This window comes from Treponema bryantii NK4A124, assembly GCF_000421345.1.
GTDB lineage: Bacteria > Spirochaetota > Spirochaetia > Treponematales > Treponemataceae > Treponema_D > Treponema_D bryantii_B.
In genome coordinates, this window is the sequence record NZ_ATWV01000003.1 from 147,668 (window position 1) to 174,045 (window position 26,378).

Sequence of the window (26,378 nt, forward strand, 5' to 3'; positions counted from 1 at the left end):
CATCTTTTAAGCATAGATCCTGAAACAAGTTCAGGATGACGTCTATGCCTTATTACTTATTACGATCAGCAAACGGCTGATACTTTTTTCCGCTCCAGCTCATACCTATGTGTGTACAGAATTCCAATGTATTCAATCGTACACCATGTACAATTACTGAAAGCACGTTCAGGATCATATTCAGACCATGTCCAAATACGAGAAGAACAATAACTAATATAAACATTATTGCATGTCCAATAATATTTCCTGCACCAATTCCAAATATTTGTTCTGATAATTGATTTACAGTACCTGAAATAGCTGCACCTGCTAATCCAACAGCCCAAAGACGGATGTAAGAAACAATATCACTGAATACATTTACAACACCAAGAAGTACAGAAATGATATTTTTGCAGCTTTCCAATATTGAAGCAATAATACTTCCTTCGTAATTTGAAAAGGCAAAACTCATTGCAAAACCTATTGCGATTAAAGAGATTTCTATTAATCCAACAGGAACTGTTCCAATATAACCAGTCATTACAAATACTTTATCATTTACAACCATTGAAAGAACGATCCAGAACATTCCAATAAGTTGTAACATAGAACCTAAATCTCCTAATACCTTAAGTCCTTTTCTTTCCTTAATATTTCTTATGGCAGCTTTTATATGCGCTACATTAAGTTGTATTAAAGCAAGTGAGAAACAGAATATCTGAAGATTTTGATCTTTCGTAAGTCCTACAGCTTTACCATTTACTACACTTACCCAAGGAACTTTCCAAAGAGTATCTTCGTAAGCACTTGAAATATAAGGAATAGAAAGGTTTACAAGCCATTCAGGCAGCATATCAGCCGGGATTCCAAACCAGGTACAGGTTACGGCACCCCAAACGACGGTTGCCAGAGAAACAAGCAGGAAGAGTCCGAAGGCTGCAGGTATCTTCTTTCCGGAAAGCTTAGTTTTAATCATCAGGAAAAGAATTAATACTGCAACAAGAGCACCGTATCCGCCGTCTCCAAAAATCATTGCAAAGAAGATTGTAAAGAACAAAAGGAACCAGCCCGAGATATCAAATTCATGATAGCCGGGAACAGTACCCAGGAAGTCTGTAAGCGGATAAATCAAGCTTACAAGCTTATTGTTCTTAAGTTTTGTCGGAACCTCTGTATCTTCGTCCTCTGGGTCTGCATAAGCAAGAGCCCATTCGTTGGCAGAACAGCAGCGCTTAAAATCTTCCATATCTGCAACTGGAACATAGCCTGTAAGCCATGCAAGGTCGTTTTCACTTCCTTCTTTATCACAGCCCATACCGCTATTGATATTTTCAAATTCAATGTCGCTTTCCAAAGCCTTTTTATAGGCAGAAATTGCAGGAACGTATTTTGCATTCTCTACATAGAAAGCCTGAATCTGATCCAGTTCTTTTTCATCCGCAAGAATTTCTTTCTGAAGAAGCTTTGTAGAAATACGTGGTAATGGTACTTCAAAGGCTTCCGGCAGAAGTTTTTCCGGACGACCTTCCCCGCCGTTTACAATTAAGAAACGAACAGTTTTCTTGTCGTTATTAACAAGAATTGTTTCCAGGTCAGGATCAATGAGGCTGTATTTTTCCGCATTGATTTCGTAAAGTTTAAGTGCAATGCCTTTTTCTGCAAGGAAGTCTAAATCTTCATTACTAACATCACCCCAGGCCGCAAAACGGTCGAGTTCTGTAGTATCTGCAGAAATTTCTTCCATAAGCTGCTTTTTACGTTCTGATTTAGCAACAACTTCTTTACAAAGCTCGATTACCTTTTCATCAGAAAGCTTAGGTTCTGTACCCTTCTTCTGCTTTGGAAGTTTTATTTCACCGAGAATTGACTCGGTAAGCATTGCATTATTTGAATATTCCTTAAAAGCCGTAAGTTTTTCGCTTGCACCGTCTATTTTTTCAAGATGTACAAGACCAATCTTTCTCAGCGCTTTAAGAGCCTCTTCTTTTTCCTTATTGAGAAGGACTACAGAGACTTTTTTCATTGGTTCAATCATTTGCCAGCCTCCTGTTCTTCATCAATTTTTGCCTGCAGCTTTTTCTTAGAAATCTTACTGCGTACTACGGCTGCAACCTGTTCATCACCAAGGTAAACTGTAATCTTTTTGATGTTTGCCTTAGTTTCAGGAATCTTAACCTTTTCGAACAGATTTACACGCTGTGTTGTTGTGCGGAGTTCCTGACTGAGTAAGCGAACCTGCTCATCCAGAACCTCTGCTTCAAGATCGAGTGACAGGGCCTTTTCCATTCGGTCTGCTGCCATATCAATCCACAGCGGAGTTTTATAAAGATCGTAGTCACCACGGCCAAAGTCTGCACCTTCATATACCGGAATTGTTACACCGGCAATGTTGCCTACACCCTTTTTGATGTTCTTTACAGTTACCATATCCGGAGTAAAGGCTTCTCGCTCACCGAATACGGAAATCCACTGTTCGAACTCTTTTTCAAGGGCTACGCGCTGGGCACGGACTTCTTTTGCCTTGGCATCTATAGTGCGGATTTCTGTCTGAAGCTGCTGTTTTTTGAGCATAAGGGTTGGAAGATAGCGCTTGTACATTTTAAGCGCATCTTTCTGTATCTTGAGCTCATTTTTTGTCAGCTTGATTTTTGCCATTCAGAACTCCTACTTCTTAGACTTATTCTTAGGCCAGTATTCTTCAATAAGAGATGATTTAAGACCAGTTTCCTCAGGCTCAAAGCAGTCAGAAAGAATCTTCCATCCCAAATCCAGAGCATCTTCCAGAGAAATATTCTTTGAAAGGTCCATCATACCGTCTTCAAACATCTTTCCGTAAACAAGGAGCTTTTCATCCCATTTACTCATATTGAAACCCATTGATTTCTTTTCAAGGGTATCTTTATAGTTTGAATAAAGACGAATCATACCATCCATAAGAGCACGGTGGTCGTTACGGGTAGATCCGTTTACATTCTGCTTCAAACGTGAAAGAGAACCAAACGGCTCTATACGGCCACCCTTAAGGTAGTACTGTCCTTCTGTAATGTAACCTGTGTTATCTGGAACCGGGTGAGTAACGTCATCACCAGGCATTGTTGTTACAGCAAGGATTGTTACAGAGCCTGCGCTATCAAAGTCTACGGCTTTTTCGTAGCGGGCTGCCAGCTGTGAGTAGAGATCTCCAGGGTAACCACGATTAGAAGGAACCTGCTCCTGTGTAATGGCAATTTCCTTCATTGAGTCAGCAAAGTTTGTCATATCTGTAAGAAGAACGAGAACGTCCTTTCCCTTAAGGGCAAACTGTTCTGCAACTGCAAGTGAAAGGTCAGGAATCTTCTGACATTCTACGGTTGGGTCGGCAGCTGTATGCATGAACATTACAGTCTTGCTCAAAGAACCACCGTCTTCCAGTGTCTTCTTAAAATAGAGGTAGTCATCATACTTCAGACCCATACCACCAAGAATGATTACATCAACTTCGGCCTGCATGGCAATGCGGGCAAGCAGCTGGTTGTAAGGTTCACCAGAGATAGAGAAAATTGGAAGCTTTTGAGAAACTACCAGAGTATTGAACATATCAATCATCGGAATACCGGTACGAATCATACGGCGAGCCATGATACGTTTAGAAGGGTTTACAGAAGGTCCTCCGATTGTTACGAGGCAGTCTGTAAGAGCCGGTCCGTTATCACGAGGCTGTGCAGATCCATTGAAGATACGTCCAAGAAGATCATCAGAGAAAGAAACTTCCATCTGATGTCCAAGGAATTTAATGTGGTCTCCGGTTGAAATACCGCGTCCGCCGGCAAATACCTGGAGCGATACTACATCACCTTCGATTTTATTAACTTCGGCAAGAGACTTACCAAAGCGTGTTTCGATTTCGGCAAGCTCACCGTATGCAACATTGTCTGCCTTTACGGTAATAACGCTTCCGACGATGGATTCAATTTTACTATATACTTTGTTCATTATTTACCATCCTTGAGCATTGCTGCTACTTCGTCGCGTACTTTTCCATTTGCAGAAGCAAAGTGAGCATCTACATCCTTTTCGGCCTTCTTGAACTTGTCACTGTTCCATAGAGAATAGTTCCAGTCGATAAACTTCTGACGCATCTGGTTGAAGAAGTTTCGTGCTGCATCCTTATCGGCAAGTTCAAAATCAGCACCAAGAACCTTGAGAACCTTAGCGAAAGTGTACTGCTGGCGTTCAACGCTTACAGCCGAATCAATTTCATCAAATGAGTTCTGCTGCATATAAACTGCATCAAGGAATTCACTCTTGAGGTATTCGATGTAGTCTTCGGTTGTTGTACCTTCCTCACCTACTACCTTCATCATCTGGTTTACTTCAACGCCGGAAAGGAATACCTTGCGTGCATAAGCTACCCAATCTTCGCGGATAACTGATTTATATTTTGACCATGAAATAATCGGGTCAATTGCAGGATACTTACGTGCATCTGAACGTTCACGTGAAAGTCCGTGGAAAGCACCTACTACTTTAAGTGTTGCCTGAGTTACAGGCTCTTCAAAGTTACCGCCGGCAGGAGATACTGTACCACCAATTGTTACAGATCCTATGTTGCCGTCGCGGAGGCGTACGATACCTGCGCGCTCGTAGAAGGCTGCAATGTAAGATTCGAGGTAAGCAGGGAATGCCTCTTCTCCAGGAATCTCTTCAAGACGACCAGACATTTCGCGGAGAGCCTGTGCCCAGCGTGAAGTTGAGTCTGCAAGAAGAAGAACGTGCAGGCCCATCTGGCGGTAGTATTCAGCAAGTGTAACAGATGTATATACAGATGCTTCGCGGGAAGCAACCGGCATAGAAGATGTGTTACAGATGATGATTGTTCGTTCCATCAAAGAACGGCCTGTACGAGGGTCCTTCAATTCTGGGAACTCTTTAATTGTTTCTACAACTTCACCGGCACGTTCACCGCAGGCAGCGATGATTACGATATCAACGTCGGCGTTACGTGATGTTGTATGCTGAAGTACTGTCTTACCTGCACCGAAAGGTCCAGGGATACAGTAGGTACCTCCCTTAGAAACCGGATAGAAGGTATCGATAAGACGAACCTGTGTTACCATTGGCTCGCTTGGAGCAAGACGCTCAGCATAGCAGTCTACGGCACGCTTTACAGGCCACTTGAAGGCCATCTTAAGCTTAAAGGTCTTACCCTTTTCATCTTTTACTTCGGCAACAGTATCTTCGATTGTATAGTCACCAGGCTTTGTAACCTTTGTAACTGTATACATGCCGAGCATATCAAAAGGAACAAGAATTTTATGTGTAAAAGGTCCTTCCGGAACAGATCCGATTGGGTCACCACGAAGAACTTTGTCACCAACCTTTACGCTTGGAGTCCATTCCCATTTTTTATCGCGTGGAAGTGAATCTACATAAACACCACGTTCAAGGAAGAAGCCTGCTTTTTCTGCAACAAGAGGAAGCGGGTTCTGAAGTCCATCGAAAGTCTGACCAAGAAGTCCTGGTCCAAGTTCTGCACAAAGAAGGTCGCCGACTAAGTCTACCTTATCGCCGGCTTTAATTCCCTGTGTCATTTCGAAAATCTGCATCTGGGCTTTGTTTCCGCGAATACGGATAACTTCACCACGGAGCTTCTTTCCGTCTACATTAACGTAGCCAACTTCATTCATGGAAACAGCGCCATCGAATTCAATCGTGACCATGTTTCCGTTGATGCCGACTACTTTTGCTTTAGTAGTATTTGCCATTATTTATCTCCATCAAGTATCGTATCGTAAATCTTATGATAAGATGTTTTTCCGTTTTCAACCTCGAACTTACGCATACGCTCAACCAGCATAAGACGAAGGCCATAGGCATACACCGCATCAATAGAAAAGCCATCCAGTGGACGCAAATCATCAAGCAGACGTAACCTGTATTCATAAAGAAACTGCTCTGCAGAAAGAGGGCTGTCCATTCCAACAGCAGTACGTGCCGCAGAAATAATATCTGCAGTACAACCTGGTGGAAGCGGAATGCTGTCCTTCTTTAATTTTTGCGCACGAATTTGAGCGAGCGCACAACGCAGGTTTCTTTCTTTTTCATACCAAACATCCAGGAAGTCTGAGCCAGTGGAAACAAGCTCCATTGGCGGAACCAGAGAGAGTGCCTGAAGCACGGCTTTTTCTTCATCAGAAATAAAACGGCTTGCCAGTTCGCGGAAAGATTCCGTATTTAAAGGCAGTGCTGATTTTCCTTCTGAAGCTGAGATATTTGGTAACTGTGAAACCAAATAATAGTAAGCCACTACTCTGCATCCTCCGCAGCAACTTTCATAAGAGCTGCAACCTTAGGATTGAGATAAGCTGCAAACATTTCTGCAAGGCTTTCTGCCGAATAGTCATAGAAGGCTGCACCATTCTTTACGCCAATTCTAAAGCCGGCTGTAAGAGTCTTGTCAGGTTTAATTTCAAGACCTTTTTTGATTTCTGCTTTGAGTGAAGTTTTAAGAGATTTTTCGAGAGCCTTTAAATCTTTTTCGCTCAAAAGAACAGAAAGTTCCGATGCATCTGAATTCTTTGCCCAGGCTTTTACCGTATCAGGTACAAGCTTAGTAAGAACATCTTTTGAAAGAGCTTTTTCGGTTCCATCCTGAATAAGACCGTCAAACTCAGCAATCAGAGCATCCTTAAAAGAAAGAAGCATGTTACGGCCAGCCTGAACAATGGCTTCCTCACTTGCCTTCTCCATTTTCTTAGTCTCTGACTTAGCACTTTTTATAATTTCAGCAGCTTTTGACTGCGCTTCTTCGATAATTGCTTCTGCTTTCTTCTCCGAATCTGCAATGATTTTTGCAGCATCTTTTTCTGCAGCAGCAACGCCGTCCTTCTTGATTTTATCAATCAGTTCTTGCAATTGTACATCCATCAAAGTACCTCACTTATACTAGTCAAGAATAATATAATAATTATACCCCAAATATGCCGTTTTTCAATGAAAACTTTCATATCTGGGGTAAATTTTATTATAGAGCAAATAGGTTTAAGTTATTAAACACTTAAACTAATATATCAGATTAGGATTAAAATGTAAAGGAATATACAGTTTTAGCCTTCATCTTCTGACCTGGCTCCAGAATACAGCTTGGGAATGAGGTTTGATTTGGAGTATCCGGGAAGCACTGCGTTTCGAGACAGAAAGCATCGTGTCTGTCGTAAAGACGGCCATTCTTTCCGATGATGCCCTTGATATAGTTTCCTGTATAGAACTGGCAGCCTTCCATATTTGTAAAAACAGACATTTCATGTCCACTTGCAGGATCTTTTACTGTACAGAATTCTACAAGGTCATTATCTTCAAGAGGGAGTCCGCAGTGTACATCTGAAGGATCGTATTTTTCAGTTACATAGCAGTGATCATAACCTACTCCAACAGCTTTAATGTCTTTTCCGATTTTCTTTTCTTTTGTGAAATCAAATGGAGTTCCCTTAACATCAAGAAGTTTTCCTGTAGGAATAAGCTTTGCATTTACTTCGAGACGTTTTGTAGAATTCATAACCATTGTATGTTCACCAACATTTCCGTTACCGGCAAGATTAAAGTATGCATGGTTTGTAATATTGATTGGAGTTGCCTTGTCTGTTTCTGCATTGTAAAGACAGGTAAGATTATTATTTTCATCGAGCAGATATGTGATTGTAAGTTTTACATTCCCAGGGAAGCCCTGCTCTCCATCCGGGGAAGTTCTTGTAAAACGAACGCCGCAAAGCTTACCGTCATCAATTACCTTTCCCTTCCACATCATTTTATTATAAGAATCAAAACCACCGTGCAGACAGTTCGGGCCGTCATTTTTATCAAGCTGATATTTTTTACCGTCAAGAGCAAACTCTGCCTTTCCAATACGATTTGCAAAGCGTCCTACAATGGCTCCAAAGAATACTGTACCATTGATATATCCTTCAAGTGTGGAATGTCCAAGAACAACATCTGTTTTTTTACCATTTTCATCATTTAGAACAATACTGGTAATTGTACATCCGTAATCTGTACAAGAAAAAGACATCTTTCCATTTTTTACAGTGTACAAATTAACTTTTGTTCCATCACAAAGCATTCCGAATTTTGATTTAGTAACTTTCATTTTAATTCTCCTAATTCTCTTTGTCATGCTGAACTTGTTTCAGCATCTTTATTATAGATCCCGAAACAAGTTCGGGATGACGATTATCTTATAACATATCAATTATAAACTGTACTTCTGATACTGGACAAGATAATTCCTGAGCAATATCTTCAATCTTCATTCCCTGATTAAAAAGCCGCTCAACTTTGTCTTTTAGACTTCTGTCAGATTTTTGTTTCTGTTCTTCCTCTGCGTCCTTTTGTCTTTTTATTATTGCAATTTTTTCATCATAACTTGCAGCATTAATTACATGCACTTCTTTATATGCAGCCCCATCATTGGTAACTATAGTTTCATCTTTGATTATAGATTTCTTTTCAGGCTCCTTATCAAGTTCATCAAATAAGGATTGTTGAACTCCTGTTGCCGGAGGTACTGTTCGAACTCTATATGTAGAATCTGGATCTATTGTTGTACGAGAAGCTGTATTAGTATGATGCTGTCTACCGGATTTTTCTGCTTCGGCAATTGTATTCTGTAAGAGCTGGGTTGCTTCTCTAAAGCTTTCCATTTTTTTATCAGCTTCATTTAATAAAGCACGAAGCCTTCTTGAAGCTTCATTTATAAGCTCTATATCGCGGTTTGCATTTGCATTTACATCCATTATTACGCGATTCATCTGTGCTTTTGTTTTTTCAATAATCGAATCTGTAGAAAACAGTTTTTTGAATCGGATGAGAATTATAATCATTAAAATCAGACTAACGAGTGAAAAAAATAGAGCAATATAAGTGGCCATATTTACCTCGTAATATCAATTATAGTTCCAAGATATGAAAGGTCACTTTTTGGAGGGCGGATTTCTCCACTTTCTTCCTGTGTATTTTGATTATGTTTCTCTTGTTTTTTTTGTCCATAAGCTCCGGAACCATTTGAACCGTTCTGATTTACACTATTTGTATCGGCTTTTTCATTTGATGTCTGCTGAACCTTTGCAGCATTTTCCATGCTACGCTGTATATTTCCCTGCTGCTGCATTGCCTCTGTAAGCTGAGCCTGCTGAGCTCCTGCCATACTTTTTGAGACATTTGATAACTGTGTATACATGGTTTGCAAATCAATCGGCTGAATACCCATCTGGCTGCTCCTCGCTTAAAGATGGCGGTTCATAAGCACCACGCTTACTGAATGCTTTGTCGTAATAGAAAGTTACACCCTTAGTATCTATCTTAACTTCATCAAGTACATCGCGGATATAAATCTTAACCCCGGCGTAAACATCGCCTTCAACCTTAACCTTACCGATTGCTTTAAGATCTCGTAAGTGTTCCTGAATCTTGTTGATTTCATCTGTCATCTTTTCGAGTTCTTCGGTTATCTGTTCACAGCGTTCTTTAAGAGTTTTAAGTTTTTCTTCCTTTTCCTGAGGAAGCTTTTTACGAAGTTTTTTCTGCTGCTCAAGGGTTTGAATATCAAGATCACAGTTTTCGTATTCTTTAGTTGCCTTAGCCTGCATATTCTGCAGTTCTTCCAGACGCTTTTTAGCTCGTGGGTCTACACCAACTTCAAGAATTGTTTCAGTACCACCACCAGGAGATCCAACCTTACGGGCACAAATTTCCTCTGTAGCCATAAGGTGTCCACCAATAATCTGAGCCTTTTTTCCGCGAAGGACAATATTCTTCATGGCAGTTACATTTGAGTTTACGATTGAGTCTGATACAATAACGTTCTCTTCAACTTCAACGGTTGTATCATTAATGAATTTAGCCCAGAGAGATTTACCGGCTTTAATGTAACCTTCACCCTTACCAAATACACCCTGACGAACAATAATATTTCCGGTAGCTTCAAGGCGGGACTTATCTACGATACCATTAACTTCGATGTTGGTTGCTTCAACCTTATAACCTTCCTGTACGTTTCCTTTGATAATGACTGTACCGACAAACTTAACATCACCGGTTTTAACATTAACTGCATCGAGGTATTTAACCGGCTCTACGGTTACTTTACCATTAACCAGCATAACTTCACCGTCTATTTCAGCCTTTATTGTTACGCCGTCGCGGTCGAGTTTAACATTTGCACCAAGCTGAATCTGAATGTCTTTTCCGTTCTTTGCTTCGAGGTAGCGGCCAAATAAAGTCTTTCCGCCCTTTCCTCTTTCTGCCGGAATTTTCTGTGCAAGAGGCTGGTCTGCGATAACGTTCTGAATGTTATTAAGCTTCTTGTAGTCAACCTTTCCTTCTTCATCAACCTGAGCCTTAAGTTTTTTAGGATCTGTTTCAAAGTTATAGGAAATGTATGCATCGTGTCCGTCTACAGGCTCAATTGCGGCTGCAACTTCATAAGGATTATTATAAACCGGATTATCTACAAACTCGCGGATTTTATCATCATTGATACAGGCTTCAACAACGCCCTGCTGTAAAATTGCACGGCGGATCATATCAAAGGAAGCTTCACTTCCACTCATTGATGGAGGAGAAACAACGATTGAACCTTTCATTTCATCCTTGGTAACTTCTACACCGATAACAACATCACCGGCTGGAACATGTTTATAGGCTCCAACAATACAGTAATCGTTGTCTGTACCGTTTTTAATATATTTTTTTATCAGTTCTTCATCGTAATTAATTGTATCCGGACGTTTGATTTCATCAAGTACATCTTTGATTTCGATTGGCAGGCCTTCTCCCACTGGAAGAATAACCTTGAGCATGATATCTGATTTGAAATGACGTATGTAGTAAAGACCGTCTCTGTTGACGATTTTTGCTTCCTCGCTTTCTTCATCAAGATCAAAGAGTCCTTCAGAGGCAAGTTTTGCAGTCTTCTTAACTGTATTAGGATCCTGGTAAACCATAATTTTCCATGGCTTTTTTCCAAGACCTAAAATTCCATCACTGCCTTTTTCTACAACTTCGTAATGGAGATTTGCAAGTTTTGTATCCAGCTGAACAACGGCATCGGCAAGTGCTTCATCGATAGTATCCGCATTAACCTCCACAAAGTGAAGATTCTTGTCTACCTGAAGAAGAGTTTTCATGTCCTCGCGAAGTTTATCCAGCGTTACCATTTTTCTATACTTTTAATTTTATCAGATAATACCTTTTCTGAGGTTCGTAAGCTTTGCACGCAGACGAAGGTTAGCCTTTGTATGCAGCTGAGAAATTCGAGATTCGCTTACTTCCAGAACTTCACCAATTTCCTTAAATGTAAGATCTTCGTGATAGTAAAGAACAATTACCATTTTCTCTTTTTCCGGTAATTCGCTGATTGCCTGCGCAATAACCTTTTTGATTTCTTCACGTTCAGCAATAACATCGGGATTAAGGCTTGAAGGAGACTCAATATTATTGCCAATAGACATATTGTCGTTATCGTCTCCCGCATACCATACGTCATTCAAAGAAAGAACGCTTGTTCCAGAAACCTTCATTACAGTTCTGTGGTATTCGTCTTCACTCATATTAAGTGAACCGGCAATTTCTGAATCTGTTGCAGTACGGCCAAGGCGAGATTCAAGAGAAACAATTGCATCTTCAATTTCACGTGACTTTTGCCTTACAGAACGAGGTACCCAGTCTATCTGGCGGAGTTCATCGAAAATTGCTCCACGGATTCGGGTAACTGCGTAAGTCTTAAATTTTACACCCTTAGCAGTATCATACTTGTTAATTGCATCAAGAAGACCAAACTGGCCGTAACCAACCAGGTCATCAAATTCAACAGAAGCTGGAAGTCCTACCGCAACTTTACCGGCTACATATTTTACAAGAGGCATATACTGCCGTATAAATTTATCTCTCAGGGCCGGAGACTTAGTTTTTTTGAATTCTTCCCAGAGATCATCTTCTTCTTTTTCGTCATTAATTGGCATCTATACTCTTCCTCTTTTTAAGAATTTTCATCTGATAATACAGAACTGATTGCCTTTGCCATAAGGGCTGCGTCCTGTACTTCTGCAGGTCCATCATTTTTTTTATGATAACTTGCTGAAGAAACAAACTCTGAATCTGATCCGGCATCTGATTCGTCATCTGAAGCAGAACCTGAACTTTCACTGAAAACAAAGTTTTCCATATCCGGCAGAGTGTCAATTCCACCATCTGCGTTATTTGTTTCAAAATTTGAAACTACATCTGCAGGTGTTGCCGGTGCAGCACTTTCTGCAGTTTTATTTTCTGCTGCAACTGCTTCTGCTGGAATAACAGCTTCCTTACCTGAAAAATTCTTAACGGTTTCAAAGTTCCTTAATGGGACAAAACCCTTTGAAGAATTTGTTTCATTTGCAGCAGCTCCCGAATTACGAACATCAGAATCATTCAGCATCTGGTGATTATCGCCAACCACAAAATGATTTTCGCTTTCACTCGGTCTTAACTCTTCGTCCTGGATGGTAATATCAACATTTTGTCCTAATGCAGAATTATTAGCTCCAGCAGCGGAAGAATCTGTATTATAGTCGCCCTGAAAATCACCGCCTGAACCATCAGAAAGGAACTTATTAAAAATAAATGAGATTCCAAATCCAAGTAATCCAAATATAAGGGCAAAAATCAGTGCTTTTATTAAAACGGATAAAATTGAAGTATGGGAAAAAAGACCTGATACGAAGGACAAAATGAATCCGCAAGCTGCAAACAGTCCGATACTTTTTGTACTCCGCATTTTTCCTCCCAATAATAATTACCCGTTAATATTATACACCACTATTTTTTCTTACTCAAGAATTTTTTAAGGAAACTTGAAACTCCTTCATTGAAGTCAGGTTCCGTTTTTTCAATTCTTCCAACTATATGTTTTAAGTAAACAGCAGGTTTTGATGTAGGATTTACAACTATAAATGGCTTTTGTCTGATTACAGAAGCCTGTACCAGAGGGTCTTCCGGAATACATCCCAGATATTCAATCTTATAACCAAGGAACTGACCTACTATTGTAATGATACGTTCAGAAATACGCTTACCTTCGTCCGGTGAGTGAACACGGTTTACAATAAGCTTAATATTAACAGTACGGTCTACAATTTCTGTTGTAATAATTTTGATGATTCCGTATGCATCAGTAATTGCAGTAGGCTCTGGTGTAGTTACTACAAATACTTCATCTGCGGCAGCAACAAACTGAAGTACATTATTTGCAATTCCAGCACCGGTATCAATAATGATGATATCTGCATTTCCAAGGGTTGCAAACTGATTTGCAAAATATTCAAGTTCTTCTACACTCAAGTTAGCAATTTTAGAAAAACCATTTGCACCGGCAATGAATTTAATTCCGAACTCTGTGTCCATAATAATTTCTTTCATTGTCTTTTTCTTATTGATTACGTGCATGAGGTTATATTGTGGAACAATATTTAGAAGAACATTTACGTTAGCCATTCCTAAGTCACCATCAATAAGAATAACTTTTTTACCAAGCTGAGCATAGGCAATTGCCATATTAACGGCAAAGTTAGTCTTACCTACACCACCCTTACCAGAGGTAATTGCAATGATTCTTGTGTTATGGTCGCGCTTTACTGCAGATGATGTTTTTTCTGCAGCATTAGCATTACCTTCATTAAATAATTCACTTAATCCTTCTGCCTGTTCTTCCATTTGTTATTCTCCAAATTTATCTTCGATATGAATTCTATCTACTTTGAAATTTTCAAGTCTGATTAGAAAATCAACAACATTTGCTTTTGTAATATCTCTCGAAGCAACCTGCCCGTGAGTAATATATGAAATAGATTTGTGTTTTTCATACATAACACTAATCACATTTCCGAATTGTTCAGATTCGTCACATTTAGTAACGATTACAGATTTATAACCGAATGGTTCATAATTCTGCATTATATTCTGAAGATCCCTGGCTTTTGTACCTGCGGTTAATGCAAGATAAATATCAGGATTCATTCCGGGAACTTCAAGCAGTAATTTCATTTGTGCAATATGAGTTACATCATTAGGGCTGAAGCCGGAAGTATCAATAAAAATTGCATCCATATTGGCACGATTATCATCGTAGAGGGTTTTGAGATCTTCTACACGTTCTGCTTTATAAACTCTTGAACCCATATGCTTTCCCCAGCGTTCCAGCTGTTCCATAGCACCAACCCTCATTGTATCTGTTGTGATAAAGCAGATTTCTGGTCTCTGTCCTTCATGATTCAAAGCGTAATTTTTTACAAACTGTGCCGCAAGCTTTACAAGTGTTGTAGTTTTTCCGACACCAGTTGGGCCTACAATGATAAATACATGAGGTGGACGGAAGGTCATTTCTTTTACAACTGAAATTGATTCACCAATCCAGTCTACAACTCTTCTTTCAACTAAGTCGAAATTATCAAGCTGTTCCAGTGAAAAATCATTTCTTATTTTTTCTACAATCATGTTGATGTAAGAAAATGAAAACTCGTTCTGCTCAAGCATTTCTTCTATTTTTTTAATTGATTCATGTTTATCCTGTGTTGAAGCGGCAAGCTGCTGCATCTGCTGACTCATTTCTTTTTTAAGCGCTTCAATTGAATTTGTCATATCATCAATTTTTTTACTTACCATAACATTGTTAGAACCCTGCATCTGCAATATTGCTTCACGGTTTTTCTTTAACTGTTCTTCTTCTGAGTAAGATGAATATGAACTTTGATATGAAGTGCGGGGTTCATCTACAGAATAAGATTTCTGATGATTTACAGTATATGTAACAATCGTTACCGGCTTCTTTTTCAAATGAAAAATTCCTGCAGGTCTGAAATCTGTTACTTTATTTATGATTCTGAAATTTTTTCCATACTGAGCAAAGAGTTTTTCCTTACATTCTTCGTAGGTGCTACCGGTTATTTTCTGCTCTATCTCATCTTCATACGCCATTTTTCTTTTCCTTTTTTACTCGTTTTCGTCATCAGCAATTTCTGCAATAATTTCTGGAGAAATACTTGAACCGGCCTGATACATTTCCATATCTGAAATTACTACTATTCCCGGCATCTCTCTTTCAAGAGAAGAATGAACCAGCTGACGAACACTACTTACTGTAATTATAATTGGCTGATAGCCAAGCTTTGCTACCTGAGCAGAAGCTGTATTTATTGCTTTCAGCCATCTGCGTCTGTCTACAGGATCAAAGGCTACATAAGGTTTTGATCCGTCTTCAGGATAGAAAGCATGCTCAGCAATAAGCTCTGACAATTCCTGAGAAAGTCGCATTACATGAAGTTTTTTATTATCATCTGCATACTGCATACAGATCTGGAGTCCTAAGGCTTCGCGAACTTTTTCTGTAAGGCTCCAAGGATTATTTCTTGTTGCGGCAGAATAGTTTGCCATTGTTTCGAGAATACGCACATAATTTCGTATTGAAACTTTTTCTTCCAGAAGATTCTGGAAAACCTTCTCGATGGTACCGTAAGAAATTTTTGCTGTATCGAGAACATCCGAAATAAGAACAGGATTTTTCTTCTTAACTGTATTAAGAATAACATCAACTGCCTGACGGTCAAGAAGCTCTGCAGCATTGTTCTTTATGATTTCTGTAATATGTGTAGAAATAATTGTCGGCGGATCAACAATAACGTATCCGGCATTTTCTGCCTCATTTCTTCGATCTTCAGGAACCCATATAGCATCCATACCAAAGGCCGGATCTTTTGTTTTTTCTCCTTCAAGGGCTTCTGTTACTGCACCTGTATCCAGACACATTACGTATCCAACCCGGACTGATGAATGTCCTGCTTCAATTCCTGCAATCTTGAAACTGTAATCGTTAGGCTCAAGAGTCATATTATCCTGAATACGAATTTTTGGAATATCTAGTCCTATATCATGACGGGCTTCTGTTCTTATTCGTGAAATGCGTTCAAGAAGTTCGGCACCTTTTTCTTTATCTACAAGAGGAATAAGTGCATAACCAAGTTCCAGGGAAAGAGGATCAAGCATAACGATTGGCTCACCTTCTGTAGTTGCTGCCTGAGTTGAAGCTTTCTGTGCCTTTTCCTGTTGTTCTGCAATTTCCTTTTTCTCTTTATTACGGGTCATGTTATAGCCGATGAAAATTGCGAGTATGCCGACCGGAAGCAGCAGAAGCTGGGTTCCGCCGCGAAGGGCAAGCCCCGCAACAATAAGAACACCACCGACAATTTCATAAATATGACCGTCTCCGGTAAATTCAGTTTTAAGCTGCTGATCCAGAGATTCATCAGACTTAGTACCAGTAACGAGCAAACCGGTTGCAAAAGAAATGATAAGAGAAGGCAGCTGTGAAGTAAGACCGTCACCAATTGTAAGAGTTGAATAGGTATTCAGAGCCTCTGTAAAAGGCATTTTGTTCATTATCATTCCAACAAGGAAGCCGCCAAGAAGGTTTACAACTGTAATGAAAATTCCGGCCTTTACGTTTCCGCTTACAAACTTTGAGGAACCGTCCATATTAGAATAAAAGTCTATATCACGGCGAACAGCATCTTTCAGCAACTCTGCCTGAGCTTCATCTATAGCACCGGAGTTCAAACGGTTATCAATATCAAAAAGTTTCTGGTTCATGGAATCCAATGAGAAGCGTGCAGCAACTTCAGAAACGCGACCGGCACCCTTGGTAACAACGAGAACCTGAACAACAATCAGAATGATAAAGATTACAAAGCCGACTACCAGATTATTTCCCGCAACAATACGGGCAAAGGATTTTACCATGTCACTCTGGTTTGCCAGAGCCCCACCCTGCATTTTTCCTGTAAGGATAAGTCTAGTTGAAGATATATTTATACCCAGGCTGAAGAGTGTCTGAAAAAGAATTACACGCGGGAAGGTTTGAAAATCTGATGGACGTGGAATGCGAACTACAACAAGAAGGATGATTATAGCGAACGCAAGGTTCAGAATCATACTCAAGTCAATAATAAATTTAGGAATTGGAACAAAAAGGAGGAATACAGTTAAAACAACTGCGACAGGTACAATATTACCTGTAATAAAACTGAGAATTGTCCCTCTACTTTCGTTTGCCATCAGTCCCCACCCAGCAATCTACTTATTTTTTCATATATCTGAACTTTTCCAAATGAGAATATATCTCTGCAATTATAGATATATAATTACCTGGTATTATATCACCAATTTCAAGATTTGTATACAAATCTCGCGCCACCGGACGATTTTCAACTACAGGAATTGAGTTTTCTTCTGCTATCCTTCGTATTAAAAGCGCCTGACTGTCTTCTCCCTTTGCATTAACCATTGGAGGTGAATCTGCCATTGAAAGGTCATATTTTAAGGCAACTGCAAAGTGAGTCGGGTTTGCAATTACTACATCTGACTCTGCAACTGCTTTACGAACATTTTGAGAAAGAAGCTGACGCTGCATCTGCTGAAGCTTTGCCTTTACTTCCGGGTCACCTTCCATTTCCTTGTATTCTTCTTTTACTTCCTGTTTGGTCATTTTCATTTCTTCCATGAAATCATGACGCTGAATAAAATAATCAGGAATTGAAAGAACAAGAAAAAGAACTGCTACAGTAATCAGAATCTGGGCAGCCATTTTAGCAACCTGCCCCAGTGCACCTGCAACATTTCCGTTATCAATAATATCAATCAATACAAATAAATCTTTTCGTATATACAAATAACCGACAAAACAGATTATGGCTACTTTGCCTATGGACTTTGCAACATTAAAAAGACCTTTTGCAGAAAAAATCGTCTTCTTAAAATATTCCCCAAATTTTGGAACTATTTTCGAAAACTTAGGTTCTATTGGTTTAAGACTGAAAATAAAACCTTTGGTCTGTATGATGTTAGCAGCTACCGCAGATACAGCACTTATAAGTCCAACCGGAAGAACACATTTGATAAATACATCAAAAAATGCAGGTAAAAAGGCGGGATTTTTTACATCATATTTTGAACACTGAGTAAAGTAAAATTTGAATATTGTAATTATTTCATTAAAGAGAAACTTTGAAAGAAAAACAATTGTAACGACACAAAGCAGCAGAACCAGCGCACCACTGATTTCCTGACTTTTTGCAACACGTCCTTCTTTGCGGGCTTTTTCGAGTTTGTATTCGGAAGGTTGTTCGGTACGGCCTTCATCTTCTGCTGCCATAGACTAGGCACCTCCCGAAATTGATGTAAAGAGTTTTTCCAGATCTGAAAAACCGTTATTAAATGACCTTACAAAGAAATCAATTATACTAGGCATTGCAAAAGCAATTATTGTAAAGGCCACAAGAATCATAATTGGAAATCCTTCTGAAAGAAGGTTCATCTGTGGAGCGGCTTTTGTAAGAAGTCCTGTACAGACGGTTATTAAAAACAAAGTTCCCATTACAGGAAGGGCAATTATCAGGGCATCTGAAAAAAGACTTGTAAGGCCGCTTATCATAAAACGTGCAAGTTTTTCATTAACGGTTGCAATACTTAAAGCATTAAGCGAAGAAAAACTTGTTACCAGGCCACCAAGGAAAAGGCGCTGAAACCAGTGGGTCTGCATAAAAATCAGCATGGCAACAAGATTAAAAAACTGTCCCATGAGAGGGTTTTCTACCTGTGAAAGTGCATCATAAGAAGAGGCTGCAGAAAGTCCCATCTGAAAGGCAAGAAACTGTCCGGCGGCACTAAAGGCTGCAAAAATTATGGAAATAAAAAATCCCATTATGATTCCGATTAATCCTTCGCCTACAAGCAGGAGAAAATAAATCATTGAAGAAGATCCTTCGGAACCGATGTAAGGAGAATAAAGGCTTGTATCCAGACTGCCAAAAATAAAAAATGCCATATAACCGGCAATTGCTACCTTTGCAACACGTGAAGCTGCCCGCATAGAAAACATTGGCAGAGTCATAATAAGTGCAAAGCATCGCACAAAAACAAGGAGATATAAAGGCGCCTGAATTACAATACTATTCAGCATGGCTTACCTATTTTGCGAAGTCCGGGATTCGCCTGAATAATTCAATTGTATACTCCCCGAGAGAAGTAAACATTGCCCCTCCAAGCAGAGCTATAACAAGAAGTATCACAATAAGCTTTGGCAGAAAAGTAAGAGTCTGCTCCTGAATAGAAGTTGTTGCCTGAAAGATTGCAACAACCAGACCTACAAGAAGAGCAAGTCCAAGCACAGGTGCAACCATTGAAATAACCTGTGTAACAGCACCACGCATTAAAGAAATTACAACTCCAATAGACATAAACTACCCCTACCTTATTACAGAGTTGAAAAGCTGCTGTGTTAAAAGTCCCCAGCCATCTACAAGAACAAATAAAATGAGTTTAAACGGCATGGAAATCTGAACAGGCGGCAGCATCATCATACCCATAGCCATGAGAATACTTGCCACGACCATATCAATAATTATAAAAGGAATATACAGAATTACACCAATCTTAAAAGCAACTGTCAGTTCATGAAGAATATAAGATGGAACAAGAATATAAGTTGGCACATCTGCAAGAGTGTTAGGCTTTTCTAACTTTGCCATTCCCATGAACATTTTAATATAACTTGTATCATCAGCCATCTGGCCATACATAAACATTCTGAGAGGAGCTTCTGCTTCGTGATAGGCTTCTTCAATCGTTATTGCATTTTCTGAAAGCGGCTTATATGCATTATCATAGATTCTTGTAAAGGTCGGCCACATTACAAAAATTGTCATAAAAAAAGCGATACCATTCAATACAGAAGTTGGCGGAACCTGCTGTAATGAAAGGGCTCTTTTTATAAAGTCCAGAACAATTGAAAAGCGCAGAAAACAGGTAACGAGAATTAATATACTTGGCGCCAGGGTTAGTATTGTAAGCAGAAGAAGAAGTCTTACACTAAAGGCTATTTCCCTTCCTGTCTGTGGTTGTGTAATCTGTACGTCAACATTTGGAACAACAGGGGTTCTTATATTCGGATTCATCTCTGTCGTTCCCTGGGCAGCTCCCTGCGGAAAATTGTTAGACTGAGCAAACAAAGGTTGACTAACGAAAGTTAGCATGATTAATAAAAAGAGAAAAAAAACTTTTTTAAGCTTATTAAACTTCATTATTATTTTCCCCGTTATTAAACATGTTTTCTACCTGCTTTTCAGAATCGCTGAAAACATTTTTCTGTCCTTCTTTTTTTACAAGGAACATATCGAGTACATCGGCAAAGGTAGCAGGCTTTTTTGTGTTATTCTTTTTATCTGCAGAAAGATTCATGGCTTTAATAAGTTCATCATCATGAATCTCACCAAGCAATGTAATATTATCTTCTGTAACACCTATCAGATAAGCTTTATCAATAAGCGTAATGACTTCTACTGTTTTTCCGGGTGCAATATTTATATAGGCCGCACGGCGAAGATAATCGTCATCAGTTTTTACAACGTTTGTCTTTTTCTTAATGAACCAGAGGACTCCATAAATAAGTCCAACAACAATAATGAGTACAAGAATCATTCGTACAAACATTCCGACGGTTGAAGGACCTTTGTAAGTTTGAGAAGCTGATGTTGAATCAGTGCCTGTATCATCTGAAATTACGATAGACTCTTCTGTGAGAGTCGTATTATTCTGATTAGAATTATTTTGAGAATTTAATGCAAAAATTGCGGCCATAAAAATAATTACAGCCGCAAGTAATTTTTTATAAGCCAATTTAAGATCCCACCCTTATATAAATTGGTATATTTATTGTCATTATCGGGCTTGACCCGATAATCTAGATTGCCGCATCAAGTGCGGCAATGACATCTGTTAGTTAAGTTCTGATACGCGCTCCATTGGAGACAGGATTTCGGTTACACGAACACCGAAGTTTTCATCGATGACTACAACCTCACCCTTAGCAATCTTTTTATGGTTTACAAGAATATCTACAGGTTCACCGGCAAGTTTATCCAGCTCGATAATTGTACCTTCACCCATTCCAAGAATATCCTTGATTGTTTTCTTTGTACGACCAAGTTCTACAGTCATTTCCATGAATACGTCCATGATAAGACTGATATTGCCCTGTTCGCCTGCATTCAAGCCAGCCTGAAGGTTAGGATACTGTAACTGCTGAACGTTAGGAACATTCATTCCCATGTTAACACCCATATTCTGTGGCATTCCCATACCCATACCACCCATAGGCATTCCCATTCCCATATTAGGCATTCCGCCCATTGGCTGCTGCATTCCCATTCCCATATTTGGCATTGCACCGCCCATCTGTTGCATTCCACCCATAGGAGCGGCTCCCATTGCGGCGCCTCCCATAGGAGCACCACCGGCAGCAGCATTCATTCCACCAAGATCGATTGGTGTAAGACCTGCAGAATCATCTGCAGCACCACCACCGAGAGCCTTTGTAAGTCCTTCAGCAGCATCACCGCCGATACATTCCCAGAGTGTATAGGCATTTCCATCATAAGTAAGAGGATAGCTTGAAAGAACGAAGTCTCCCTGAGGGAACATAATCATTGCTTTAGATTCGTTTAAAGTTTCAGGAGTAGCATAGCCCAGGCCCTTTGTATTGCCCTTGCTTTCAACCTCTGTAATTTCTGCACTGATATGAGTTGCAATAAATTCTGAAACAACAGAAAGAACCATATCATCAACTTCAGTTGCTTCTTCTGAGCTTACAAGCTGGAAAATCTTAAGGGCAAATTCAGGAGCCATAAGATAAAGGTGACTTCCCTTTACACCAGCGTTATAGTCTGCATTAATTCCAATTACAACTTCAGGTAACTTAGAAAGCACGTGGTCGCGGTTTGTCTGTTCTACAACAGGTGCTTCACAGGTAAAGGTTACACTTGTTGTTTTATTAATGTTTTCTTCCAGCTTTGGCTTGAGAGCGTCTGCCATTGACTGGAGAGTCGGAATATCAAAATGATATGTAGGACCATTTCCTACGTGTCCAGATGAATTCAATCCGTCAATTGCAACACCTGAAAGCAAAGCATCAATTTCATCTTGTGAGATAGCACCATCACTCATATGTTTCGTCTCCTTCTACAGAAAGCTCTTCAAATTCGTCTGACTCAACGCTTTCAATTTTTCCTGTAATTTGAACTGCCATTTTTTTACCGACAACACCTGGCTGACAGTAAAACTTTTTCTTATTTCCTACGCTAAGAGTCAGAGGATCTCCTACCTTAACGCTTGAAAGACGTACTACATCGCCGACACGCAACGAAAGAACGTCTCTAATTGGTAAATTGATTGTTCCGATTTCTGCAACAACATCCATATCAACTGCAGTAAGCTGCTGTTTGATAGTTCCCAGATACTGTGTAGTAGAAGACTTACGTACAGAAGAGAACCAGAACTGAGATGAAAGTTTAGAGATAATCGGTTCAAGAACGAGGTAAGGAATACAGAAGTTCATCATTCCTTCCTCATCACCTACCTTAGTTTCCAGAGTTACAAGCACAACCATTTCTGTTGGAGGTACAATCTGAGCAAACTGAGGGTTAGTTTCTATCTGAGCAAAACGAGGACGAAGGTCGATTACCTGAGTCCAGGCTTCGCGGATATTCGCAAGAATACGTACAATAACCGTTTCCATTACTTCCTGTTCAATATCTGTAAGGTCGCGGTTTTTATTTCCTGTTGTGGCACCACGTCCACCAAAAAGGCGGTCAATCATACAGAAGGTAATTGCCGGGTCAATTTCGAGTACGGCATTTCCTTTCAAAGGATCCATATTGATTACCGCAAGAGTTGTTGGAGTTGGAATGGAACGGATAAATTCCTCGTATGTAAGCTGATCTACAGAAGCAACGTGTACATGAACAAGAGAACGAAGCTGCGCAGAAAGCGAAGTTGTCGTTAAACGCGCAAAAGTCTCGTGCATGTTCGAGACTGTACGCAGCTGTTCCTTTGAGAATTTATCAGGACGCTTGAAGTCATATATCTTTATTTTTCGGGCACTGTTGACCGGCTTAAAGTCATCTGCTTCGGTATCGCCCGAGCTTATGGCTGTAAGAAGCTGGTCAATTTCGTCCTGTGATAGAACTTCGTTCATTCAACTCCACCTTTATTAATTCTGCTCTATAACGTCTTTCTGCTGGAAAACAACGTCTCGGATTCGTGAGCTTGAAAGAATTTTATCATTGATTCCATTCTTAATCTCATTTTCCAGAGCATCTTCATTATTCGTATTTCTAAGTTCAGCAGCTGTTTTACCGCTGAAGTAACGACGCAGAAAAGCCTTAAGCTCTACAGTACGCTGTGTAATTTCAGTAGATGTAGCTTTATCATCTTTTTTATAGGCAAGTGCAACGTCTACACGTACAGTTGCTGGAGGCTCATCGCAGGTTGTTGTCTGGATTATTCCTAAAGAAGTATACCAGTCATAAATTTCACGCTGGCCGGAAACATATTCTTCTGAAGTTGGGATTGCAGTTACCTGTGTAGAGTTCTTGCTTGTAATTTTTACAGTTACAACAACAACTACTACAATAACAATTATTGCAGCGAGTCCGATAATTATCCATTTAAGAAGGCCAGACAAAAGTCCGCCTATACCACGTTTTTTTTCTGGCGCAGTGCCAGCACCACCCTCTTCGAGGTTGATTTCATCATCGTCTGCCATATCCCCTCCAGCACACTAAATAATCTAACACTAAAAGTGTCCTTCGTCTAGAATTATAATATCCACACGTCTGTTGTAAGCACGACCTTCTGCCGTGTCATTGGAAAACTTTGGTCTGGTGTCGGAATATCCGGCCACAGAAAAATCATTTTCCCTTACTCCATAATCGGCTAAATAATGAAGAACATTAACAGCTCTTGTTGCAGAAAGTTCCCAATTACTAGGAAAAATTGAATTTTCTGCCACAGGAGTAGAGTCTGTATGCCCTTCTATACGGAATCGTCTGCCTTTCAACTCATCCGAACGGAAAAAGTCTGCCAGGCGAAGCAGGGTTTCTCGTGTGTCATTGATATTTAATTCTGCACTTCCCTCTTCAAAAAAGTTATCAGAAAGAAGTGTGATTATAAGACCGCGTTCATCACTTGTAATTGTAATTTTATTTGATTTTACATCAGGCGCAAAAAGGCTGACAGCTTTTTTCTTTGCGAGACCAAGAGATTTACCTTTTTCCAGAGAAGGAAGAGAGTTTATATTATTACCAAGATCTGAAAGCTGTCCGGCAGACAAAGAAAGTCCACCAGATGTTGTTTCTGTTTCCTGCATCTGTAGACTTTGAGTAATTGTTGCCATCTGAGTAACATCTACTTCCGAAGGATTATAAAGCATAACGAAGAAGCAGAGCATGAGTGTAATCATGTCACCATAGGTACCAAGCCAGGCGGTTGATGGTTTTTCGGGCTGTTTTGCTTTCTTTCCCATTTTTACCTAATTCTTCCTTAAACTAATTAATCCTTCAAAACATCAGCTTCAATTGCTTTTCTTGAAACAGGATCAAGATAAGTAAGGAGCTTCTGAGCCATAATACGAGGGTTTTCACCGGCCTGAATGGCAAGTACACCTTCAATAATCATTTCCTTAGAACGCATTTCCTGAGCATTGTGCGCTGCAAGCTTTGTAGAGAACGGAGTAATCAACCAGTTGGCCATCATAGATCCGTAAAGAGTTGTAATCAAAGCAACGGCCATGTTAGGACCGAGGGAAGATTTATCTTCAAGGTTGTTCAACATACCAATAAGACCAAGTACGGTACCCATCATACCGAAACCTGGTGCGAATCCAGCCCAGGCATTGATAAGTCCAATCCATTCCATATGGCGGTTTTCAACCTGAGTCATTTCATTTTCCATGATTGCACGAATGATGTTACCGTCGGTACCATCAACTACAAGACGAAGTCCCATTTTCATAAAAGGATCTTCAAGATCATCAAGACCATCTTCAAGGGCAAGAATACCTTCGCGGCGAGCCTTTTCAGAAAGGGCCTGCATGTTGATTACGATGTTTTTTTCACCGAAGTCCGGAACCTTAAAAGACTTTCCCATAATCTTGAACATACCGAGTGCCTTTTTCAAAGGAGCGGCAATGAACATGGCAAAGTAAGAACCGCCGATAGTCATGAAGACAGACGGGATATCGATAATTCCGCCCAATGTACCACCTGATGTCAATACAGACATGACAATCATGGCTGCACCGCCGACAATACCCAGTATAGTAGCTATATCCATTACAAGACCTCTTGTCTTTCAATACCAATATCTCTACGGTATTTTATAATTTTTTCAATTAGATCTTCTGGGGAATTTTTGACAATGATTTTACGCCCCGACAGCATAGTAAGTGTCAGGTCAGGAGTAGATTCCATACTTTCAATCATGTGCGGATTCACCCAATATTTTTTCCCATCTAACCGCATTACATCAATCATATGTTTTTTATACTTACATTAATTATAATCTTTTTTTTTCATATTTCAATTATTATTTTCTTATAATTAGAAAAAATCTGCAGAATTTTGCAGGAATTTAGCCCTTTTTTTCACAATTTCACCACTTTTTCTGGCTATAACACAATTTTAATAATTTTTTATTATATAAATAACTTTCTATTACAAAAGGCCGCCGCTTATAGTATATTAGACATAGAAACAAAAGGAAACTTTTATATGAACAGCACACCTTGTATCTATGTAATTGAAGACGAAGAATCTATTTCTAAACTCATTAAGCTCTATCTTACAAAAGAGCAGATGGAAGCAAAAACCTTTTTAAATGCTGAAGATGCACTTAAAGAATTAAAAGACGGCTGCAAACCTAACCTTATAATTCTTGACTTAAACCTTCCGGGCATGAGCGGCTTTGAGTTTCTTGAAGAGTTGAAAAAACAACATCCCAACGAATTACCATCTGTAATGATTCTTTCGGCAAGAGATACAGATGAAGATATAATCAAGGGCCTTGGCTATGGTGCTGATGAATTTGTAACTAAGCCGTTTTCACCGGGTGTACTTATGGCCCGTGTAAAAGCATATCTCAGACGGCAAAGTTTCTTCCTTGAAAAAATGGAATCATATATTCAGTTCGGTCCTTACACTCTCCTTCTTGGAAGCTGTGTTCTTAAAAAGAATGATCAGAAGATTTCCCTTTCTTCTAAGGAATATGAGGTTCTTGAATTTCTGGTTAAAAATGCAGGTCAGGTTATATCACCAGAAAGGATTTATCAGAATGTATGGAAAGTTGAATACGGTGATATTACAGCCGTCGCAGTTTACATTCAGCGTCTTAGAAAAAAGATTGAAGATAATCCTTCTGACTGCAAATACATCAAAACAGAATTTGGCAACGGTTACATTTTCTCTAGTGACTGTATAACAAGTAACTGTTAGAATATAGCAGTC

The 26,378-nt window shown here is 39.6% G+C and carries 27 protein-coding genes; 1 reads left to right on the plus strand and 26 read right to left on the minus strand.

Annotation, left to right across the window (positions count from 1 at the left end):
* Nucleotides 1-52: 52 nt before the first annotated feature.
* From G626_RS0103820 to G626_RS0103945, 26 genes are all read right to left on the minus strand, one after another.
* Nucleotides 53-2,020, minus strand: coding sequence for a V-type ATP synthase subunit I (locus tag G626_RS0103820; RefSeq protein WP_022931472.1), 1,968 nt, complete (start codon nt 2,018-2,020; stop codon nt 53-55).
* Entirely contained in the window at nt 2,017-2,640 is a 624-nt protein-coding gene (locus tag G626_RS0103825) for a V-type ATP synthase subunit D (protein WP_022931473.1), read from the minus strand. Before G626_RS0103825 ends, G626_RS0103820 begins: the two co-directional genes overlap by 4 nt.
* 9 nt (nt 2,641-2,649) lie before the next feature.
* Nucleotides 2,650-3,957 carry a V-type ATP synthase subunit B gene (locus tag G626_RS0103830; protein WP_022931474.1) on the minus strand — a complete coding sequence of 436 codons (1,308 nt, stop codon included), beginning with the start codon at nt 3,955-3,957 and terminating at the stop codon, nt 2,650-2,652.
* Nucleotides 3,957-5,729, minus strand: coding sequence for a V-type ATP synthase subunit A (locus G626_RS0103835; protein WP_022931475.1), 1,773 nt, complete (start codon nt 5,727-5,729; stop codon nt 3,957-3,959). The genes G626_RS0103830 and G626_RS0103835 overlap by 1 nt, the downstream gene beginning before the upstream one ends.
* On the minus strand, nt 5,729-6,271 hold the full coding sequence (locus G626_RS0103840) for a DUF2764 family protein (RefSeq protein WP_022931476.1): 543 nt from the start codon (nt 6,269-6,271) through the stop codon (nt 5,729-5,731). The genes G626_RS0103835 and G626_RS0103840 overlap by 1 nt, the downstream gene beginning before the upstream one ends.
* A complete protein-coding gene (locus tag G626_RS0103845) occupies nt 6,271-6,891 on the minus strand; it encodes an ATP synthase subunit E (RefSeq protein WP_022931477.1) in 621 nt (206 codons plus the stop codon). Before G626_RS0103845 ends, G626_RS0103840 begins: the two co-directional genes overlap by 1 nt.
* A 154-nt stretch (nt 6,892-7,045) precedes the next feature.
* Entirely contained in the window at nt 7,046-8,107 is a 1,062-nt protein-coding gene (locus G626_RS0103850) for an aldose epimerase family protein (RefSeq protein ID WP_022931478.1), read from the minus strand.
* Between the two features lie 88 nt (nt 8,108-8,195).
* Nucleotides 8,196-8,888, minus strand: coding sequence for a DUF6115 domain-containing protein (locus tag G626_RS0103855; protein WP_022931479.1), 693 nt, complete (start codon nt 8,886-8,888; stop codon nt 8,196-8,198).
* Nucleotides 8,889-8,890: 2 nt separating this feature from the next.
* Nucleotides 8,891-9,226, minus strand: coding sequence for a hypothetical protein (locus G626_RS0103860; protein ID WP_022931480.1), 336 nt, complete (start codon nt 9,224-9,226; stop codon nt 8,891-8,893).
* Entirely contained in the window at nt 9,207-11,174 is a 1,968-nt protein-coding gene (locus G626_RS0103865; protein WP_022931481.1) for a FapA family protein, read from the minus strand. The genes G626_RS0103860 and G626_RS0103865 overlap by 20 nt, the downstream gene beginning before the upstream one ends.
* Before the next feature lie 21 nt (nt 11,175-11,195).
* Nucleotides 11,196-11,978 carry an RNA polymerase sigma factor WhiG gene (gene whiG, locus G626_RS0103870; RefSeq protein ID WP_022931482.1) on the minus strand — a complete coding sequence of 261 codons (783 nt, stop codon included), beginning with the start codon at nt 11,976-11,978 and terminating at the stop codon, nt 11,196-11,198.
* A gap of 17 nt (nt 11,979-11,995) precedes the next feature.
* Nucleotides 11,996-12,769 (minus strand): hypothetical protein, encoded by a 774-nt coding sequence (locus tag G626_RS0103875; protein ID WP_022931483.1) that lies wholly within the window; start codon nt 12,767-12,769, stop codon nt 11,996-11,998.
* A 41-nt stretch (nt 12,770-12,810) separates the two neighbouring features.
* Nucleotides 12,811-13,704: a MinD/ParA family protein gene (locus G626_RS0103880; protein WP_022931484.1), complete on the minus strand. Its 894-nt coding sequence runs from the start codon at nt 13,702-13,704 to the stop codon at nt 12,811-12,813.
* A 3-nt stretch (nt 13,705-13,707) separates the two neighbouring features.
* Nucleotides 13,708-14,964, minus strand: a complete 1,257-nt coding sequence (locus G626_RS17245; protein ID WP_022931485.1) for a flagellar biosynthesis protein FlhF — start codon at nt 14,962-14,964, stop codon at nt 13,708-13,710.
* 15 nt (nt 14,965-14,979) lie between these two features.
* On the minus strand, nt 14,980-17,097 hold the full coding sequence (locus G626_RS0103890; protein ID WP_022931486.1) for a flagellar biosynthesis protein FlhA: 2,118 nt from the start codon (nt 17,095-17,097) through the stop codon (nt 14,980-14,982).
* A 22-nt stretch (nt 17,098-17,119) separates the two neighbouring features.
* Nucleotides 17,120-18,193, minus strand: a complete 1,074-nt coding sequence (locus G626_RS0103895; RefSeq protein ID WP_022931487.1) for an EscU/YscU/HrcU family type III secretion system export apparatus switch protein — start codon at nt 18,191-18,193, stop codon at nt 17,120-17,122.
* A gap of 3 nt (nt 18,194-18,196) precedes the next feature.
* Entirely contained in the window at nt 18,197-19,000 is an 804-nt protein-coding gene (fliR, locus tag G626_RS0103900; RefSeq protein WP_022931488.1) for a flagellar biosynthetic protein FliR, read from the minus strand.
* A 7-nt stretch (nt 19,001-19,007) separates the two neighbouring features.
* Entirely contained in the window at nt 19,008-19,277 is a 270-nt protein-coding gene (fliQ, locus tag G626_RS0103905) for a flagellar biosynthesis protein FliQ (RefSeq protein ID WP_022931489.1), read from the minus strand.
* Between the two features lie 9 nt (nt 19,278-19,286).
* The gene (fliP, locus tag G626_RS0103910) at nt 19,287-20,120 is read right to left on the minus strand and encodes a flagellar type III secretion system pore protein FliP (RefSeq protein ID WP_022931490.1); all 834 of its coding nucleotides are present in this window, start codon (nt 20,118-20,120) and stop codon (nt 19,287-19,289) included.
* Complete coding sequence (locus tag G626_RS17250; RefSeq protein WP_022931491.1) at nt 20,110-20,715, minus strand: FliO/MopB family protein; 606 nt, start codon at nt 20,713-20,715, stop codon at nt 20,110-20,112. The genes fliP and G626_RS17250 overlap by 11 nt, the downstream gene beginning before the upstream one ends.
* 99 nt (nt 20,716-20,814) lie before the next feature.
* On the minus strand, nt 20,815-22,041 hold the full coding sequence (gene fliN, locus G626_RS0103920) for a flagellar motor switch protein FliN (RefSeq protein ID WP_022931492.1): 1,227 nt from the start codon (nt 22,039-22,041) through the stop codon (nt 20,815-20,817).
* Complete coding sequence (fliM, locus tag G626_RS0103925; RefSeq protein WP_022931493.1) at nt 22,034-23,071, minus strand: flagellar motor switch protein FliM; 1,038 nt, start codon at nt 23,069-23,071, stop codon at nt 22,034-22,036. Before fliM ends, fliN begins: the two co-directional genes overlap by 8 nt.
* 15 nt (nt 23,072-23,086) lie before the next feature.
* Nucleotides 23,087-23,641, minus strand: coding sequence for a flagellar basal body-associated FliL family protein (locus G626_RS0103930; RefSeq protein ID WP_022931494.1), 555 nt, complete (start codon nt 23,639-23,641; stop codon nt 23,087-23,089).
* A gap of 30 nt (nt 23,642-23,671) precedes the next feature.
* Nucleotides 23,672-24,400, minus strand: a complete 729-nt coding sequence (gene motB / locus G626_RS0103935; protein WP_022931495.1) for a flagellar motor protein MotB — start codon at nt 24,398-24,400, stop codon at nt 23,672-23,674.
* Nucleotides 24,401-24,426: 26 nt separating this feature from the next.
* Nucleotides 24,427-25,209 carry a motility protein A gene (locus G626_RS0103940; RefSeq protein WP_022931496.1) on the minus strand — a complete coding sequence of 261 codons (783 nt, stop codon included), beginning with the start codon at nt 25,207-25,209 and terminating at the stop codon, nt 24,427-24,429.
* The gene (locus G626_RS0103945) at nt 25,209-25,409 is read right to left on the minus strand and encodes a flagellar FlbD family protein (RefSeq protein WP_022931497.1); all 201 of its coding nucleotides are present in this window, start codon (nt 25,407-25,409) and stop codon (nt 25,209-25,211) included. Before G626_RS0103945 ends, G626_RS0103940 begins: the two co-directional genes overlap by 1 nt.
* A gap of 237 nt (nt 25,410-25,646) precedes the next feature.
* On the opposite strand from G626_RS0103945, the gene G626_RS0103950 reads away from it, so the two are divergent.
* Nucleotides 25,647-26,366, plus strand: coding sequence for a response regulator transcription factor (locus G626_RS0103950; protein ID WP_022931498.1), 720 nt, complete (start codon nt 25,647-25,649; stop codon nt 26,364-26,366).
* The last annotated feature ends 12 nt before the right edge of the window (nt 26,367-26,378 follow it).